Origin of the sequence: Streptomyces sp. NPDC019396 (assembly GCF_040632375.1) — a bacterium.
Classification (GTDB): domain Bacteria; phylum Actinomycetota; class Actinomycetes; order Streptomycetales; family Streptomycetaceae; genus Streptomyces.
In genome coordinates this window covers 89,160-106,452 of record NZ_JBEYBS010000013.1, presented here as the reverse complement: position 1 = coordinate 106,452, position 17,293 = coordinate 89,160, and the positions used below count along the sequence as shown (strand labels likewise).

The window sequence follows — 17,293 nt, the reverse complement described above, 5'->3', positions numbered from 1 at the left end:
AGGACCTCTCGATGTTCGGACGGGACCCCTGGTGGCTCGTCGTCATCAAGGCGGTCTTCTGCTTCGCGTTCCTGATGCTTACGGTGCTGTTCTCCATCGTCTGGGAGCGCAAGGTCGTCGCCTGGATGCAGCTGCGCATCGGGCCAAACCGGCACGGCCCCTGGGGTCTGCTCCAGTCCCTCGCGGACGGCGTCAAGCTGATGCTCAAGGAGGACCTGATCGTCCGGCGCGCGGACAAGGTCGTCTACGTCCTCGCGCCGGTCGTCGCCGCCATCCCGGCGTTCATGGCGATCGCGGTGATCCCCTTCGGGCCTGCCAACGACGAGATCTCGATCTTCGGTCAGCGCACCACGATGCAGCTCACCGACCTGCCGATCGCGATGCTGTACATCCTGGCCGTGGCCTCGGTCGGCATCTACGGCATCGTGCTGGCGGGCTGGTCGTCCGGCTCGACGTATCCGCTGCTCGGCGGGCTGCGCTCGTGCGCGCAGATGATCTCGTACGAGATCGCCATGGGCGCGGCCTTCGCCTCCGTCTTCCTCTACTCCGGGTCGATGTCCACCTCGACCATCGTGGAGTCGCAGACGGACCGCTGGTACATCCTGCTGCTGCCGGTCTCGTTCCTCATCTACGTCGTGACGATGATCGGCGAGACCAACCGGGCGCCGTTCGACATGCCGGAGTCCGAGGGCGACCTGGTGGGCGGTTTCAACACCGAGTACTCGTCCATCAAGTTCGCGATGTTCATGCTCGCCGAGTACGTCAACATGGTCACCGTCTCGGCGGTCTCCGTCACCCTCTTCCTCGGCGGCTGGCGGGCCCCGTACCCGATCAGCTCGTTCTGGGAGGGCGCGAACCACGGCTGGTGGCCGATGCTCTGGTTCGTCATCAAGGTGCAGCTGCTGTTGTTCTTCTTCATCTGGCTGCGCGGCACGCTCCCGCGCGTCCGCTACGACCAGCTGATGAAGCTCGGCTGGAAGGTGCTCATCCCGGTCTCGGTGGTCTGGCTGATGCTCGTCGCGACCGTACGTGCGCTGCGCAACGAAGGCAGGGACTTCTCGCAGATCGTGCTGTACGTGGGGGCGGCCGTACTGGCCGTGCTGCTGCTGTCCTTCGTGGTCGACCTCTTCCGGGGCAAGAAGGAGCAGTCGGACCGGGAGACGGCGGAGACCGCCGCGGCCGGCGCCGGGTTCGACCCGATGGCGGGCGGATTCCCGGTGCCTCCGCTGCCCGGGCAGGAGTTGCCGCCGGTGCCCCGCAGGCGCTCGCGCCGCGACCGCGAGTTGATTGTCAGTGGTGGCGCGAATACTGACAGTGACGGACCTCGTGACGGAAAGGAGGCTGACGGTGTCTGAGCGATCCCACGATTCCGAGAGCGCGTTCCAGAACCCGGTCGCCGGCTTCGGCGTGACCTTCAAGGCCATGTTCAAGAAGCGGCTGACCGAGCAGTATCCGGAGCAGCAGAAGACGACGGCGCCGCGCTTCCATGGCCGGCACCAGCTCAACCGGCATCCGGACGGGCTGGAGAAGTGCGTCGGCTGCGAGTTGTGCGCCTGGGCCTGTCCCGCCGACGCCATCTATGTGGAGGGCGCGGACAACACGGACGAGGAGCGCTACTCGCCGGGCGAGCGGTACGGCAGGGTCTACCAGATCAACTACGCGCGCTGCATTCTGTGCGGGCTGTGCATCGAGGCCTGCCCGACCCGGGCGCTCACCATGACCAACGAGTTCGAGCTCGCCGACAGCTCCCGCGAGAACCTCATCTACACCAAGGAGCAGCTTCTCGCGGGACTTGAGCCGGGCATGGTCGACACTCCGCACGAGATCTACCCGGGCACCGACGAGCAGGACTACTACCGGGGCCTGATCACCGGTGCCGCCGTCGGCACCGAGCCCCAGGTCGCCGTCTCCAAGGGAGAGAAGGCCGGGAGCGGCGAGAACGGTTCGGACAACGAGCAGCAGCCAGAGGGGGTCGACGTATGAACGCCGCCACTCTCGCCGCAGCCACCTCCACCGGGGAGGCCGTGCAGTTCTGGGTGCTCGGCACGGTCGCAGTGATCGGCGCGCTGTGCACCATCCTGATGAAGAAGGCCGTCCACAGCGCGCTCTGCCTCGCCGGGACCATGATCATCCTGGCGGTCTTCTACCTCGCCAACGGGGCGTACTTCCTCGGCATCGTCCAGATCGTGGTCTACACCGGCGCGATCATGATGCTGTTCCTCTTCGTCGTCATGCTCGTCGGCGTGACGGCTGCGGACTCCCTGAAGGAGACCATCAAGGGGCAGCGCTGGTGGGCCGCGGCCTGCGGCCTCGGGTTCGGTGTGCTGCTCATCGCCGGAATCGCCAACGCCGCGCTGGGCCCCGGCTCCTTCATCGGTCTCGGTGAGGCCAACGCGGGCGGCAATGTCCAGGGCATCGCCGCCCTCATCTTCACCAAGTACGTGTTCGCCTTCGAGATCACCGGTGCCCTGCTGATCTCGGCGGCGGTCGGCGCGATGGTGCTCACCCACCGCGAGCGCACCGAACGGGCCAGGACCCAGCGGGAGCTGGCCGAGCAGCGGGTCCGCGAGGCGAGCGCCCTTCCGACGCCCGACCACCACCCCGCATCGGCGACCTACGGCTGGAAGCTTCCTACCCCGCTGCCCGCCCCTGGCGTCTACGCCCGGCACAACGCGGTGGACGTCGCCGGTCTGCTGCCGGACGGCACCCCGTCCGAGCTGACCGTCAGCAAGACCCTGCGCGCCCGCGGCCAGATCCGGGACGTGTCCGGCGAGGCGCTGAACGACCTCAGGGCGCTCGAGCAGCGCTCCGAGGAGCGGCTGGGCCGCTCGCTGGACGAGCGCCACCGGGAGGAGCACGACCGCGATGTGCGGCGCCCTGGCGGCGGGCGCGACGGACAGCGCGACGGAGAGGAGGTCAAGCGGTGAATCCGGTCAACTACATCTATCTCGCCTCACTGTTGTTCACCATCGGTGCCGCGGGCGTGCTGATCAGGCGGAACGCGATCGTGGTCTTCATGTGCGTGGAGCTGATGCTCAACGCCTGCAACCTCACGTTCGTCGCCTTCTCCCGGATGCACGGCAATCTCGACGGCCAGATCATCGCGTTCTTCACGATGGTCGTCGCCGCGGCCGAGGTCGTGGTCGGGCTCGCGATCATCGTGTTGCTGTTCCGTTCCCGCCACTCGGCCTCGGTCGACGACGCCAGCCTGATGAAGCTGTAAGGGGTCGCAGACTCGTGGACAACGCAGAGAACCTGATCGCGCTGCTGATCGCGGCGCCCCTGCTCGGCGGGGCGGTGCTGCTGCTCGGCGGGCGTCGGCTCGACCGTACGGGCCACTGGATCGGCACGGCACTCGCCGCCGCCTCCTTCGTCATCGGCGTGGTGCTGTTCGCCGTCATGCTGGGCCGGCCCGGCGACGACCGCACCCTGACCCAGTATCTGTACACCTGGATCCCGGTCGAGGGCTTCCAAGCGGATGTGGCCTTCCAGCTCGACCAGCTGTCGATGACCTTCGTCCTGCTGATCACCGGAGTCGGCTCGCTCATCCATCTGTACTCGGTCGGGTACATGGAGCACGACGAGCGTCGCCGCCGGTTCTTCGGCTATCTCAACCTGTTCCTCGCGGCGATGCTCCTGCTGGTGCTCGCCGACAACTACCTGCTGCTGTACGTCGGCTGGGAGGGCGTGGGTCTCGCCTCGTACCTGCTGATCGGCTTCTGGCAGCACAAGCCCAGCGCGGCGACGGCGGCCAAGAAGGCCTTCCTGGTCAACAGGGTCGGCGACATGGGCCTGTCCATCGCCATCATGCTGATGTTCACCACCTTCGGGAGCTTCGCCTTCGGGCCGGTGCTGGACTCCACGGGGAAGACTTCCGAAAGCACCCTGACCGCACTCGGGCTGCTTCTGCTGCTCGCCGCCTGCGGCAAGTCCGCCCAGGTGCCGCTCCAGTCGTGGCTCGGGGACGCGATGGAGGGCCCGACCCCGGTCTCGGCCCTGATCCACGCGGCGACGATGGTCACCGCCGGCGTCTATCTGATCACCCGCTCCGGTGCCATCTTCAACGCCGCACCCACCGCCCAGCTCGCGGTGGTGACCGTCGGCGCGGTCACGCTCCTCTTCGGTGCGATCATCGGTTGCGCGAAGGACGACATCAAGAAGGCCCTGGCCGGTTCGACGATGTCGCAGATCGGCTACATGATCCTCGCGGCGGGCCTGGGCCCGATCGGCTACGCCTTCGCGATCATGCACCTGGTGACCCACGGCTTCTTCAAGGCGGGGCTGTTCCTCGGCGCCGGTTCGGTCATGCACGGCATGAACGACGAGGTCGACATGAGGAAGTACGGCGGCCTGCGGAAGTACATGCCGATCACCTTCGTCACCTTCGGCCTCGGCTATCTCGCCATCATCGGCTTCCCCGGTCTGTCCGGCTTCTTCTCCAAGGACAAGATCATCGAGGCGGCCTTCGCCAAGGGCGGCACCGAGGGCTGGATCCTCGGCGGCGCGGCCCTGCTGGGCGCGGCGATCACCGCGTACTACATGACGCGCGTGATGCTGATGACCTTCTTCGGCGAGCAGCGCTGGCAGCCCGACGAGAACGGCGAGCTGCCCCATCCGCACGAGTCGCCGCGCACCATGACCGTGCCCATGATCGTGCTGGCCTTCGGGTCGGTCTTCGCGGGCGGGCTCTTCTCCTTCCACGAGTCGTTCGTCAAGTGGCTTGAGCCGGTGACCAGTTTCGAGCACGGTCATCCGCCGATCAGCGCCGGCACGGTGACCATCTGCACCGTCGTGGTGATGGTGATCGGTGTGGCGCTCGCGTACGCCCAGTACGGACGGCGTCCGGTGCCGGTGACCGCCCCGCGCGGTTCACTGCTCACCCGGGCCGCCCGCCGGGACCTGCTCCAGGACGACTTCAACCATGTGGTCCTGGTCCGCGGCGGGGAGCACCTCACCCGGTCGCTGGTGTACGTGGACCACACCCTCGTCGACGGGGTGGTCAACGGCACGGCGGCGTCGTTCGGGGGACTCTCGGGCCGTCTGCGCAAGTTGCAGAACGGCTACGCCCGCACCTACGCGGTCTCGATGTTCGGAGGTACGGCGGTGCTGATCGCCGCGACCCTGCTGATGAGGTCGGTGTAACTGTCATGTCCTTCCCGCTCCTTACCGCAGCAGCGGCCTTGCCCGCAGTCGGCGCGATCGCGACCGCGGCCGTCCCGGCCGGGCGCAGGACCGCGGCCAAATGGCTGGCGCTGCTCGTCTCGCTCGGCACACTCGTCCTGGCGGGGATCATCACCGCCCGCTTCGAGCCCGGCGGCGACCGCTACCAGCTGACCGAATCCCACGCCTGGATCGCGGACTTCGGTGTGCGGTACGAGCTGGGGGTGGACGGGATCGCGGTGGCGCTGATCGCGCTGACCGCGGTGCTCATCCCGTTCATCATCCTGGCCGGCTGGCACGACGCCGATCCTTCCCCCGCCTCCGGCGGGGAGACTCCGGTGGAGACCAAGAACTATCGCTGGCGCCCCACTCAGGGCTTCTTCGCCCTGATCCTCGCGGTCGAGGCGATGGTGATCCTCTCCTTCGAGGCTACCGACGTCTTCCTCTTCTACATTCTCTTCGAAGCCATGCTCATCCCGATGTACTTCCTCATCGGCGGCTTCGGGGACCGCGCCCACGCGGGCAGCGAGGAGAACGCGGCGGCGCAGCGATCGTACGCCGCTGTGAAGTTCCTGCTCTACAACCTGGTCGGCGGGCTGATCATGCTGGCCGCGGTGATCGGGCTCTATGTCGTCGCGGGGAACTTCTCGCTGACGGAGATCGCCGAGGCGAGGGCCAGCGGGGATCTTGAGATGTCCACGAACGTCGAACGGCTGCTGTTCCTGGGCTTCTTCTTCGCCTTCGCCGTGAAGGCGCCGCTCTGGCCGCTGCACACCTGGCTGCCCAACGCCATGGGGGAGTCGACCGCTCCGGTGGCCGTGCTGATCACGGCGGTCGTCGACAAGGTCGGCACCTTCGCGATGCTGCGATTCTGCCTCGGTCTCTTCCCTGAGGCGTCGAAGTGGGCTACCCCGGTGATCCTCGTGCTGGCGCTGATCAGCATCGTGTACGGGGCGCTGCTCGCGGTGGGCCAGCGCGACATCAAGCGGCTGGTCGCCTATGCGTCGATCTCGCACTTCGGCTTCATCGTCATGGGCATCTTCGCGATGACAACCCAGGGCCAGTCGGGTGCCACGCTCTACATGGTCAACCACGGGATCTCGACGGCCGCGCTGATGCTGGTGGCCGGTTTCCTGATCTCGCGGCGCGGCTCCCGGCTCATCGCCGACTACGGCGGGGTGCAGAAGGTGGCACCGGTGCTCGCCGGCACCTTCCTCATCGGCGGTCTCGCCACCCTGTCACTGCCCGGACTCGCCCCTTTCGTCAGTGAGTTCCTGGTCCTGGTGGGCACCTTCGCCCGCTATCCGGTGGTCGGCATCATCGCCACCTTCGGCATCGTGCTGGCCGCGCTCTACACCCTGGTGCTCTACCAGCGGACGATGACGGGCCCGGTGAAGGAGGAGGTGCGCGCTCTGCCGGATCTGCGACCGCGTGAGCTGGCGGTGGTCGCACCGCTGATCGCGCTGCTGATCTTCCTCGGCTTCTTCCCGCAGCCCCTCACGAAGATCGTCAACCCGGCCGTGGAGCACACCATGTCCGACGTACAGCAGAAGGACCCCCAGCCCGAGGTGGAGGCGGCCAAGTGAGCCCAACAGCTGTCCACAGCCTGTGGACGACGGCAGCCCAGCCGCTGGACAAGATTCCGGCCCCACATATCGAGTACGCCCAGCTCGCGCCCACCCTGATCGTGGTCGGCGCGGCGATCGTGGGTGTGCTCATCGAGGCCTTCGTCCCGCGCAAGGGCCGCTATCCCGCGCAGGTGTTCCTGTCGGTCGTGGCGCTGGCCGCCGCGTTCGCCGCGGTGGTGGGCCTTGCCGCCGGGGGTTTCGGCAGCACCAAGGCGCATCTCGCCGCGATGGGCGCCGTCGCGGTCGACGGGCCGGCGCTGTTCCTCCAGGGCACGATCCTGCTGGCCTCGCTCGTCGCGATCTTCACCTTCGCCGAGCGGCGCCTCGACCCCGGGGCGCACGGCAGCCATGTCGACTCCTTCGCCGCACAGGCCGCTTCCGTACCGGGCAGCGACAGCGAGAAGGCGGCGGTCAAGGCCGGGTTCACCACCACCGAGGTCTACCCGCTGGCGCTGTTCGCCATCTCCGGAATGCTCGTCTTCCCGGCGGCGAACGACCTGCTGACCCTTTTCGTCGCGCTCGAGGTCTTCTCGCTGCCCCTCTACCTGCTGTGCGCCCTGGCCCGCCGCAAGCGGCTCCTGTCGCAGGAGGCGGCCATGAAGTACTTCCTGCTCGGGGCGTTCTCGTCGGCGTTCCTGCTGTTCGGCGTGGCGCTCGTGTACGGGTACGCGGGCTCCGTGTCGTACGCCAGGATCGCCGACGTGGTGGACGGCACCGTCAAGACCATCGACCCGGCGCTCGCCGCCACCATGGGCAATGACGCACTGCTGCTCATCGGTGGCGCGATGATCCTGGTCGGGCTGCTGTTCAAGGTCGGCGCGGTTCCGTTCCACATGTGGACCCCCGACGTCTACCAGGGGGCACCGACCCCGGTCACCGGCTTCATGGCGGCGGCCACCAAGGTCGCGGCGTTCGGAGCGCTGCTTCGGCTGCTCTACGTGGTGCTGCCGGGGCTGCGCTGGGACTGGCGGCCGATCATGTGGGCGGTCGCCATCGTCACCATGCTGGGCGGCGCGATCATCGCGATCACCCAGACCGACATCAAGAGGCTGCTGGCCTACTCGTCGATCGCGCACGCCGGGTTCATCCTCGCCGGCGTCATCGCGTTCACGCCCGAGGGCGTCTCGTCCGTGCTCTTCTACCTCGTGGCCTACTCCTTCGTGACGATCGGCGCCTTCGCGGTCGTCACGCTGGTACGGGACGCGGGCGGCGAGGCCACCCATCTCTCCAAGTGGGCCGGGCTCGGGCGGCGTTCGCCGCTGGTCGCCGCGGTCTTCGCGGTGTTCCTGCTGGCCTTCGCCGGAATCCCGCTGACCTCGGGCTTCTCAGGGAAGTTCGCGGTCTTCAGCGCGGCGGCTCAGGGTGGCGCGGGCGTACTGGTCGTGGTGGGTGTGATCTCCTCCGCGATCGCCGCGTTCTTCTACATCCGGGTGATCGTGCTGATGTTCTTCAGTGAGCCGAAGCCCGAGGGGCCGACGGTGGCCGTGCCGTCGCCGCTCACGATGACCACCATCGCGGTCGGTGTCGCGGTCACCCTGGTGCTGGGTGTGGCGCCCCAGTACTTCCTGGATCTGGCCGGGCAGGCCAGTGTGTTCGTCCGGTAGGGCGACAGGCCGGTGAGGCCCGGCCGCGGTTGCGGCATCCAGCCGGAGGCCCGGCACCCCAGAGGGTGCCGGGCCTCCGGCTTCGCTGTCCGCGGGCGGCGCATGGCCGCTCCGTAAGGGCTGTGCCCCGTTCCGGGAAGCTCCGCTGGTCAGGAGCCGCCGCGGAGCGAGCCGGTGCTGGAGCCGCTGGAGTCTCCCAGGAAACAGGTGACCTCGCGGTCGCCGAAGGCCCACCCGGCCTGCTGCGGGTGGTAGTAGTAGAAGCTCATCGTCTTGGGGAGCTTGGCGGCGTCGCCCACATAGTCGGTGAGCAGGTCGCCGCTGCACTTCTCCTCGGCCTGCGAGGCGACCTTCTCCGTACCGGGGTACGCGCCGGCCTCCAACTGGAAGACGGCGTACGCCTCTCCCTCGTGGGGCTCGGCGCAGGGCACGACGTCCACCTTGTACGCGGCCCGGGAGCCTTCCTCCTCCGCGTAGTCCGCCAGATCGTCCTCGGTGTTGAAGCAGTCCCCCTTGCGGATGTCCTGGACATCGCTGGAGCCCGGGTCGGTGACCTGGCCACTGGTGCTGCGCTTCGGCTTGGAGGAGCTGTCGTCGAGCGCTCCGGAGGCCCCGAGGGCCACCATGATCGCGATGAACAGGAGCGCCGCGCCGTGGATGGCGATACCGGCGATCGCGAAGCCCCTGCCCTTCTCACCGTTCTTGCGGATCTGGGAGAGGGCGATGATGCCGAGGATCAGCGGGACGAACGGGATGCCGCAGACGATCGACATCACGAAGGACACGATGGCCAGGGCGTTCGTCTTCTCCGACGGCGGGGGCGGCCAGCCCGGCGCGCCGCCGTACGGGCCCGGCTGGCCCGGCTGTCCGTACGGGCCGGGCTGACCGGGCTGGCCGTAAGGCCCAGGTGCTCCCGGCGGACCGGGAGTTCCGTACGGGCCGGGCTGACCGGGCGCCCCGTAGGGCCCGGGCGGCGGGGACGAGGGCGGTGGTGGCGGTATGGACACTGCGCAAGCTCCTTGGACAGACGGTGAGACAGAACTTATAGCCAGACAATGACAACCCGCGCCCTGGGTCCGGCGTCCCACTCTCAGGGCACTGGGACTTGATCGAGTACATCGAGTGCACCCAGTGCACTGAGGACATCGAGCACACCGGACACGGGGGAAGAGCGGATGAGCGCGCCGGCAGAGCAGTCGGAAAAGGACGGGCAGGACCGTCAGACCAACGACGCACAGCAGCGGGTCGCCAGTTCCGCCGACACATGGCCCACGGTGCTGCTGCTGCCCGCCATGCTGCTGCTGAGGTATCTCGGGGAGCACTCCTGGGCCTACTGGACCGGGGCGGTGCTCGGCCTGCTGGGCACGATCGGTGCCGCCGTCGAGATCACGGGCGCGGTCGGGCACTTGGCGCACCGGCGCCGGCCGCTGGTCGCGTTCTGGGTGCTGTTCTGCCTGGTGCCGGCGGTGGTGCTGGTGGGGATCAGGCTGGTCGAGCAGTGGTGACGGCGGCGGGCCCGCACCGGATCCACACCGGCACGGGCCCGCCGTGCTGAGCCACCGCCCGGGTCTACCGGACGGCCGGGACCACGCGTCCGGTGACCTCGCCGAGGCCGACCCGCACACCGTCAGGGCCGGGCGCCCACGCGGTCATGGTGACCACGTCGCCGTCCTCCAGGAAGGTCCGCTTGCCGTCCGGCAGGTCCAGCGGATCCCGCCCGTTCCAGGTGAGTTCGAGGAGCGAGCCGCGCTGGTGCACCTCGGGGCCGCTGACCGTGCCCGAACCGTACAGATCACCGGTACGCAGCGAGGCGCCGTTGACGGTCATGTGCGCGAGCTGCTGGGCGGCGGTCCAGTACATCGTCGCGAACGGGGGCTCGCTGACCACCTCTCCGTTGATCGCGACCGTGATGTGCAGTTCGAAGCCACCGGGCTCCTCGTCGCCCGAGTCGTCCAGATAGGGCAGCAGCTCGAAGTCACGTGCGGGCGGGGCGACCCGGGCTGCGTCGAGCGCCTCCAGCGGGGTGACCCAGGCGGACACGGAGGTGGCGAAGGACTTGCCGAGGAACGGGCCGAGCGGGACGTACTCCCAGGCCTGGATGTCTCGTGCGGACCAGTCGTTGAGGAGATGCAGCCCGAAGACATGGTCGCGGAAACCGGACAGAGGCACGGGCCGTCCGTGCTCGCTGGGGGTGCCGACGAGGAAGCCGACCTCCGCCTCGATGTCCAGTTTGACGGAGGGTCCGAAGAGCGGAGCCGGGTCCGCGGGGGTCTTGCGCTGGCCGGCGGGGCGGATGACATCGGTGCCGGAGACGACGACGGTGCCGGAGCGGCCGTGGTAACCGATCGGCAGATGCTTCCAGTTGGGGGTCAGCGGCTCGCCGTCCGGCCGGAAGATGTGCCCGACGTTGGTGGCGTGGTGCTCGCTGGCGTAGAAGTCGACGTAGTCGGCGACCTCGTAGGGGAGGTGCAGGGTCACCGCCGCGAGCGGGTGGAGCAGCGGTTCGATGTCCTCGCGGTGGGCGGGGACGGTCACCCAGGCGGTGAGCGCACGCCGTACGTCGCGCCAGGCCGTGCGGCCCGCCGCGAGCAGCGGGCCCAGGCTCGGCTGGGCGAGCAGCGCGGCGTACGGGGAGCCGAGGGTGTGCGCGGCGGCCCCGGCGTCGAGCACGTGGTTGCCGATCCGGACGCCGAGCCGGCGGCGGTCGGGCTCTGCCGCGGTGGTGAAGACCCCGTACGGGAGGTTGTGCGGGCCGAAGGGATCGCCCTCGGCCAGGTCGAGCGGGCTCTGCTCGGGCATCGGTGCTTGCCTCGCTTTCCACGTGTGTGGGGGACACGTTACGTGGGCGGTGCACCTGGCGTCAGTGTCCGACGGGGCGCTCGGGGCAAACCGCGGCCGCGTCTCGCCGGAGCAGATGGTTTAGGGCAAAACTATCGTTTACGGCCATATGACCAGATCAGTAACATACCGGGGTGGCGGGAAGGCGCCGCCAGTGATCGAAACAGGACCGGATACGCTGACTTGAGTGATGACAACGACACATCGACAAGCCGTGTGATCGTCAGCAGACAGGAGTACCTCTCGTGACCGTCGTCGAGCCGTTCGGGCTGAACGTGCGGGACCAGGCTCTTGAGGCCGATGTCCAGGCCGGATTGACGGCAGTCGAGGCCGGGCTGCTCGATGCCACCAAGAGCGAGGTGCCCTTCATCACGGAGGCCGCACAGCACCTCGTGCGCGCCGGGGGCAAGCGATTCAGGCCGCTGCTGGTGATGCTGGGCGCGCAGTTCGGTGATCCGTACGCACCGGGCGTCGTGCCCTCCGCCGTGGTCGTCGAGCTGACGCACCTGGCGACGCTCTACCACGACGATGTGATGGACGAGGCCGATGTGCGCCGCGGGGTGGCCAGCGCCAACGCCCGCTGGGGCAACTCGCTGGCCGTACTCACCGGCGACTTCCTCTTCGCCCGCGCCTCGCACATCCTGGCCGATCTGGGTCCCGACGCCATACGGATCCAGGCTGAGGCGTTCGAGCGGCTGGTCACGGGGCAGATCCTGGAGACCGCCGGTCCGCGCGACGACCGCGACCCGGTCGAGCACTACCTCGACGTGCTGGGTGGCAAGACCGGCTCGCTGGTCGCCGTGTCCGGGCGGCTGGGCGCGATGATGGCGGGCGCCGACGAGCGCCTCGTCGACACGCTCACCCAGTACGGTGAGCGGCTCGGTGTCGCCTTCCAGCTCGCCGACGACGTGCTCGACATCGCCTCGGACTCCCACGAGTCGGGCAAGACGCCCGGTACCGATCTGCGTGAGGGCATCCCCACGCTGCCCGTGCTCCGGCTGCGGGAGCAGGCCGCCGCGCACCGGCGCCCCGAGGACCTGGAGCTCGTCCAGCTGCTGGACGGGGATCTGACGGACGACGCACGGCATGCGGAGGCGCTGGCCAGGCTGCGTGTCCACCCCGCCCTCGAGCAGGCGCGGCGGGACACGGTGCGGTACGCGGAAGAGGCGCGGGCGATGCTGGCGCCGCTTCCCAAGGGCGCGGCCCGGGCCGCTCTGGAGGACCTGTGCGACGCGGTGGTGCACCGCGCCGGCTGACGCGTCCTGACGCCGGCCCCTGATGCATCCCCTACTGGTCGGCTGAGTTCTGACGCCCCCGGGTCATACCGCAGCAGTACGCGGAGTTGATTCCGGGGGCTGACGCTTTCGGCCCGGCGTTTTGGTCAGATGGTGTGGACGGACGACGCCGCTATCACGGAGGTAGGGCACACCATGGCACCGAACGAGAACGCAGCAGTCACCGACCGGCCCGGGGAGGTCAGCCCCGCCCGCCGGAAGGCGGCGCGGTATGCCGTCCCGGTCGCGGTGGCGGGCGTTGCCGCGGCGACCATCGGGCTCGTCCCGGCGCTTGCCGCCGTCGGCGACCCGGATCTGCCGAAGATCAGCGCTCAGCAGCTGATCGAGAAGATCGCCGCTTCTGACACCCAGCAGATGTCCGGCACAGTGAAGATCACCACCGATCTGGGCCTTCCGGACCTGGGCGGTCTGGCGAGCGGCTTCCTTTCCGGAGCCGGCTCGGGGAGCGGCGGTGCCTCGGCGTCGCCGGACGCCTCGAGCAAGCTGATGGAGCTGGCCTCGGGCACGCACAAGGTGCAGATCGCCGCCGATGGGCCTGACCGGCAGCGCATGTCGTTCGAGTCCGGCGACGACGAGTACAGCGTCACGCACAACGGCGCCGACGTGTGGACGTACGACGGCGCGGCCAACGAGGTCGTGCACGGCAAGGACGCCACGGCGGGTGCGGACGGCGCTGCCGGTTCGGGCAAGGACGGGGGCAAGGGGCACCAGGGCCCCGATGAGCTGCCGACCACGCCCAAGCAGCTCGCCGAAGAGGCGCTGAAGGCGGCGGGCGACACGACGTCCGTGACCGTCGACGGCACGGCGCGTATCGCGGGCCGTGACGCCTACCAGCTGGTGATCAAGCCCAAGCAGAGCGGCTCGACGATCGACTCGATCAAGATCGCGGTGGATGCGCAGAACGGCGTCCCGCTGAAGTTCACCGTGCTGCCGAGCGACGGCGGCAAGGCGGCGGTCGACGCGGGCTTCACCAAGGTCGACTTCTCCAAGCCGGACGCGTCGGTCTTCGACTTCACCCCGCCGAAGGGAGCGAAGGTCACCGAGGCGGATGAGCTCAGCGACCACGGTAAGCCCGGCAAGCCCGGAGAGTCCGCGGCCCCCAAGTTCTCCAAGGAGTTCGAGGGCATGGAGGACTTCAACGGGCTGAACGTCATCGGCGAGGGCTGGGCCTCCATCGCGGAGCTGAAGGCTCCCGGCGGCGAGGGCCTGTCCGCGTCCAAGGGCGGCAAGGACGGCCAGGGCGATGTGCCGCCGGAGGCCGCGAAGTTCCTGGATGCGCTGGGGGACAAGGTCAATGGCGACTTCGGCACCGGCACGGTCTTCAAGACCCGTCTGGTCAACGCCCTGATGACGGACGACGGCAAGGTGTTCGTCGGCGCGGTCACCCCGGACGCACTGGTCAAGGCCGCGAACAGCGCGAAGTGAAGCAACGCGAAGTGAAGCTGCGTGAACTGAGCAGCGCGTTGAGGTAGCGCGGACGGGTGCGGGGTGCCCCGGGAGGGACACCCCGCGTCAGCCGCCGTCGGCGCTGCCGTGCCGTTGCCGTCAGAAGGTGAGCTTCCAGCTGTTGATGTAGCCCGTGTCGTAGCGGGCCACGTCCTGGACCTTGAGCTGCCAGGTGCCGTTGGCGGTCTCGCTGGAGGCGTTCACGGTGTAGGTCGCGACGACGTCGTCCGCGGAGTCGCTGCCGCTGGAGTTCTTCAGCCGGTAGGCGGTGCCGTCCGGAGCCACCAGGTCGATGACCAGGTCACCGCGCCAGGTGTGCTTGATGTCCACGCCGACCTGGAGGGCGGCCGGGGCGTTGCCGGTCCGGCCGGAGACCGCCACGGACGAGGTGACGGCGGTCCCGTAGTCGGGGATGGTGACGTCGGTGGTGTTCTCGTAGACGTCACCGGTCGGCGGGACGGTCGTCCCGGCGGACAGGGTCCAGATGGCGTAGGCGATCGCGTCGCTGTTGCGGTCGAGTGCGGTCTCGCTGATGTTCGAGGTGGTGTCGCAGGAGGAGTGGTAGCAGCGGTCGAACGCCTGACCGGAGGTGCCGCCCCATTTCGTGGCCTGCGCACTGGACTTGGTGCGGCTGGCGCCCGTGAACAGCCCGCCGACCGGGATGCCCACGTTCTTGAAGGAGGCGTGGTCGGAGCGACCGTCACCCTCGGTCTCGATCTCGGTCGGGACACCGATGCCCGTGAAGTACGTCTTGAAGGTCTGCTCGATCGTCGGGTCGTCGTCATAGACGAAGTAGCCGGGGTTCGGCGACCCGATCATGTCGAAGTTGAGATAGCCGCTGATCTTCGAGCGGTCCGTGGCCGAGAGGCTGTTGACGTAGTACCTGGATCCGACCAGGCCCAGTTCCTCGGCACCCCACCAGGCGAACCGCAGGTGCTTGTCCGGGCTGAACTGGGCGCGGGAGACGGCGAGTGCGGTTTCCAGGATCGCGGCGGATCCGGAGCCGTTGTCGTTGATGCCGGGGCCCGAGCTGACCGAGTCGAGGTGGGAGCCGGCCATCAGCACCTTGTTCGCGTCGCCGCCGGGCCAGTCGGCTATCAGGTTGTAGCCCGTGGAGCCCGACGAGGTGAACTGCTGGAGGGTGGTGGTGAATCCTGCCGCGTCCAGCTTGGCCTTCACGAAGTCGATCGACGCCTTGTAGCCCGTGCGGCCGTGTGCGCGGTTTCCGCCGTTGGCGGTGGCGATCGACTGGAGGTCGTTGAGGTGCGCCTTGACGTTCGCGACGGGGATGTCCGGCGCGGCGAGGGCCGCGAGGGAGCGTGCGGGGGCCGCACTGCCGGAGCTGCTGCTGCTGGTGGTGGTGCTGGAGGTGGCCGCTGCGGTCGGTACGGCCGCCGCGAGCAGTCCGGCGATGGCTATCGCGGTGCCTGCGGCGAGGCGTCTGTGCACAGAGCGAATCATGTGGGGGCTCCGGATTCCGTACGGGGATGGGACGGAACGTGCGAGACACCCTGCGACGGCGGTGTCGCAGGGTGCTGGAGCTGTACTCGGTGCGGTGTTTGTGGGGAATGGTCAGTGAGATGCTGACCGACCGTCAAGGGCGGAAACCGGTCAGTCGGGTTCGGTCAGCGAACGGCTGGCGGCGGCCCCGTACGTGAGATGCCGTAGCTGCCGCACGTCTGCCGCCCGCTACTGCATGCAGAACTCGTTGCCCTCAGGGTCCCGCATGATGCACCACTCCCCGCCGTGCTCCCGTACGTGGTGCACCAAGGTGGCCCCCAGGCCCTCCAGCCGGGCGACCTCCTCGTCCCGCCGGCCCGGTTCGGAGTGCAGGTCGATGTGGAGACGGTTCTTGACCGTCTTGGTCTCGGGGACCCGCTGGAACAGCAGCCTCCGGCCGAGACCGGCACCGCTCACCTCGTCGCACGGATCGTCCGGATGCCGGACGGCGGCCAGATCTCGCCAGGCGTGATGGCCGTGCCATTCGACGGTCAGTTCGGGCGGTACCACCCCGGAGGAGAGGAGTCCCTCGATCAGCGCGCTGTTGTCCTCCGGTAGATAGCCCATGGCTTCGGCCCAGAAGTCGGCCAGGGCGAGCGGGTCGTTCGCGTCGATGACGAGTTTCCAGTGCAGCGGCATGAACCAGTTATAGTCGCGCGCCCCGGGGGCGGTCAGCCTGTGGTGGTCTCGCGCCGCGCCCGGGTCTCGAGCCGCGCCTGAGTCTGCGGGGCGTCCGCGGCGGGCACGGCGTCTCCAGCCGGGGCGGCATCCACCACGGAGGGCCCCGGGAGGAACCCTGCCTGGGCGAGGCCCTCCGCCTCCGCGAGTCGCTCGGCCCGTGCGAGCCGTGCCCTGGTGCTGCGGGCCGTACGCAAGGCGTCCCAGGTGAGGATGGACAGAGCCAGCCAGACCAGCGTGAAGCCGGCCCATCGTTCGGCGGGCATTTCCTCGTGGAAGTAGACGACCCCCAGCAGGAACTGGAACAGCGGCGCCAGATACTGCAACAGTCCCAGCGTCGACAGCGGCACCCGGATCGCAGCCGCCCCGAAGCAGACCAGCGGCACGGCGGTGACCACCCCCGTGGCCGCGAGCAGTGCGGAATGGCCCGTGCCTTCCGTGCCGAAGGTGGACGTGCCCTGCGAGCCGAGCCACACCAGATAGCCGAGCGCGGGCAGGAACTGCACGGCGGTCTCCGCTGCCAGCGACTCCAGGCCGCCGATGTTGACCTTCTTCTTCAGCAGCCCGTAGCAGGCGAACGAGAAGGCAAGCACCAGCGAGATCCACGGGGGGCGGCCGTAACCGACGGCGAGTACGACCACGGCCGAGAGCCCGACACCCACGGCCGCCCACTGCGCGGGCCGCAGCCGCTCCTTCAGCAGCAGCACGCCCAGCGCGATGGTGACCAGGGGATTGATGAAGTAGCCCAGCGATGTCTCGACCACATGGCCGCTGTTGACGCCCCAGATGTAGACGCCCCAGTTGACGGTGATCACGGTGGCGGCCACGGTGATCAGCCCCAGCCTGCGCGGATCGGCCAGCAGCCCTCGTATCCAGCGCCCGCGCCGCAGTGCCAGCAGCGCGATCGCCACCACCGCCAGCGACCAGGTCATACGGTGGGCGAGGATCTCGACGGCGCCGGCCGGTTTCAGCAGCGGCCAGAAGAGCGGGACCAGTCCCCACATTCCGTAGGCACCGATCCCGTACAGCAGACCCGCCCGCTGCTCGTCGTCCTTCACCGAACCTCCCACCGCGCAATCCGTGCATCCGCGCCACCCGCGCGTTCGAAGGTAGCGCCGAGCGGGGCTGCATGTCATGTCCGTAT

General features: G+C 68.7%; 15 protein-coding genes. 10 read left to right on the top strand and 5 right to left on the bottom strand.

Annotated elements, in window-relative coordinates; all coding sequences use genetic code 11:
• Positions 1-11 precede the first annotated feature (11 nt).
• From nuoH to nuoN, 7 genes are read left to right on the top strand one after another with little or no spacing between them, the layout of a single operon-like run.
• Entirely contained in the window at positions 12-1,355 is a 1,344-nt protein-coding gene (gene nuoH / locus ABZ532_RS17290; RefSeq protein ID WP_361283698.1) for an NADH-quinone oxidoreductase subunit NuoH, read from the top strand.
• On the top strand, positions 1,348-1,983 hold the full coding sequence (nuoI, locus tag ABZ532_RS17285) for an NADH-quinone oxidoreductase subunit NuoI (protein ID WP_361283479.1): 636 nt from the start codon (positions 1,348-1,350) through the stop codon (positions 1,981-1,983). The genes nuoH and nuoI overlap by 8 nt, the downstream gene beginning before the upstream one ends.
• The gene (locus tag ABZ532_RS17280) at positions 1,980-2,927 is read left to right on the top strand and encodes an NADH-quinone oxidoreductase subunit J (RefSeq protein WP_361283477.1); all 948 of its coding nucleotides are present in this window, start codon (positions 1,980-1,982) and stop codon (positions 2,925-2,927) included. The genes nuoI and ABZ532_RS17280 overlap by 4 nt, the downstream gene beginning before the upstream one ends.
• Positions 2,924-3,223 (top strand): NADH-quinone oxidoreductase subunit NuoK, encoded by a 300-nt coding sequence (nuoK, locus tag ABZ532_RS17275; protein ID WP_361283475.1) that lies wholly within the window; start codon positions 2,924-2,926, stop codon positions 3,221-3,223. The genes ABZ532_RS17280 and nuoK overlap by 4 nt, the downstream gene beginning before the upstream one ends.
• 14 nt (positions 3,224-3,237) lie before the next feature.
• A complete protein-coding gene (gene nuoL, locus ABZ532_RS17270) occupies positions 3,238-5,142 on the top strand; it encodes an NADH-quinone oxidoreductase subunit L (RefSeq protein WP_361283473.1) in 1,905 nt (634 codons plus the stop codon).
• A 5-nt stretch (positions 5,143-5,147) separates the two neighbouring features.
• A complete protein-coding gene (locus ABZ532_RS17265) occupies positions 5,148-6,746 on the top strand; it encodes an NADH-quinone oxidoreductase subunit M (RefSeq protein ID WP_361283471.1) in 1,599 nt (532 codons plus the stop codon).
• Complete coding sequence (nuoN, locus tag ABZ532_RS17260) at positions 6,743-8,392, top strand: NADH-quinone oxidoreductase subunit NuoN (protein WP_361283469.1); 1,650 nt, start codon at positions 6,743-6,745, stop codon at positions 8,390-8,392. The genes ABZ532_RS17265 and nuoN overlap by 4 nt, the downstream gene beginning before the upstream one ends.
• A gap of 149 nt (positions 8,393-8,541) precedes the next feature.
• On the opposite strand, the gene ABZ532_RS17255 is transcribed toward nuoN, so the two are convergent.
• Positions 8,542-9,399 carry a DUF4190 domain-containing protein gene (locus ABZ532_RS17255; RefSeq protein WP_361283467.1) on the bottom strand — a complete coding sequence of 286 codons (858 nt, stop codon included), beginning with the start codon at positions 9,397-9,399 and terminating at the stop codon, positions 8,542-8,544.
• Positions 9,400-9,567: 168 nt separating this feature from the next.
• Between ABZ532_RS17255 and ABZ532_RS17250 the strand changes: the two genes are divergently transcribed.
• The gene (locus tag ABZ532_RS17250; protein ID WP_361283465.1) at positions 9,568-9,897 is read left to right on the top strand and encodes a hypothetical protein; all 330 of its coding nucleotides are present in this window, start codon (positions 9,568-9,570) and stop codon (positions 9,895-9,897) included.
• A gap of 64 nt (positions 9,898-9,961) precedes the next feature.
• On the opposite strand, the gene fahA is transcribed toward ABZ532_RS17250, so the two are convergent.
• Positions 9,962-11,191: a fumarylacetoacetase gene (gene fahA, locus ABZ532_RS17245; protein WP_361283463.1), complete on the bottom strand. Its 1,230-nt coding sequence runs from the start codon at positions 11,189-11,191 to the stop codon at positions 9,962-9,964.
• Between the two features lie 284 nt (positions 11,192-11,475).
• Between fahA and ABZ532_RS17240 the strand changes: the two genes are divergently transcribed.
• A complete protein-coding gene (locus ABZ532_RS17240) occupies positions 11,476-12,486 on the top strand; it encodes a polyprenyl synthetase family protein (RefSeq protein WP_361283461.1) in 1,011 nt (336 codons plus the stop codon).
• A 174-nt stretch (positions 12,487-12,660) separates the two neighbouring features.
• Positions 12,661-13,950, top strand: a complete 1,290-nt coding sequence (locus tag ABZ532_RS17235) for a DUF2092 domain-containing protein (protein WP_361283459.1) — start codon at positions 12,661-12,663, stop codon at positions 13,948-13,950.
• A gap of 120 nt (positions 13,951-14,070) precedes the next feature.
• On the opposite strand, the gene ABZ532_RS17230 is transcribed toward ABZ532_RS17235, so the two are convergent.
• From ABZ532_RS17230 to rarD, 3 genes are all read right to left on the bottom strand, one after another.
• Positions 14,071-15,432 (bottom strand): M28 family metallopeptidase, encoded by a 1,362-nt coding sequence (locus tag ABZ532_RS17230; RefSeq protein ID WP_361283457.1) that lies wholly within the window; start codon positions 15,430-15,432, stop codon positions 14,071-14,073.
• A 228-nt stretch (positions 15,433-15,660) separates the two neighbouring features.
• Positions 15,661-16,110, bottom strand: coding sequence for a VOC family protein (locus ABZ532_RS17225; protein WP_361283455.1), 450 nt, complete (start codon positions 16,108-16,110; stop codon positions 15,661-15,663).
• Between the two features lie 32 nt (positions 16,111-16,142).
• Positions 16,143-17,219 carry an EamA family transporter RarD gene (gene rarD, locus ABZ532_RS17220; protein WP_361283453.1) on the bottom strand — a complete coding sequence of 359 codons (1,077 nt, stop codon included), beginning with the start codon at positions 17,217-17,219 and terminating at the stop codon, positions 16,143-16,145.
• Between the last annotated feature and the right edge of the window lie 74 nt (positions 17,220-17,293).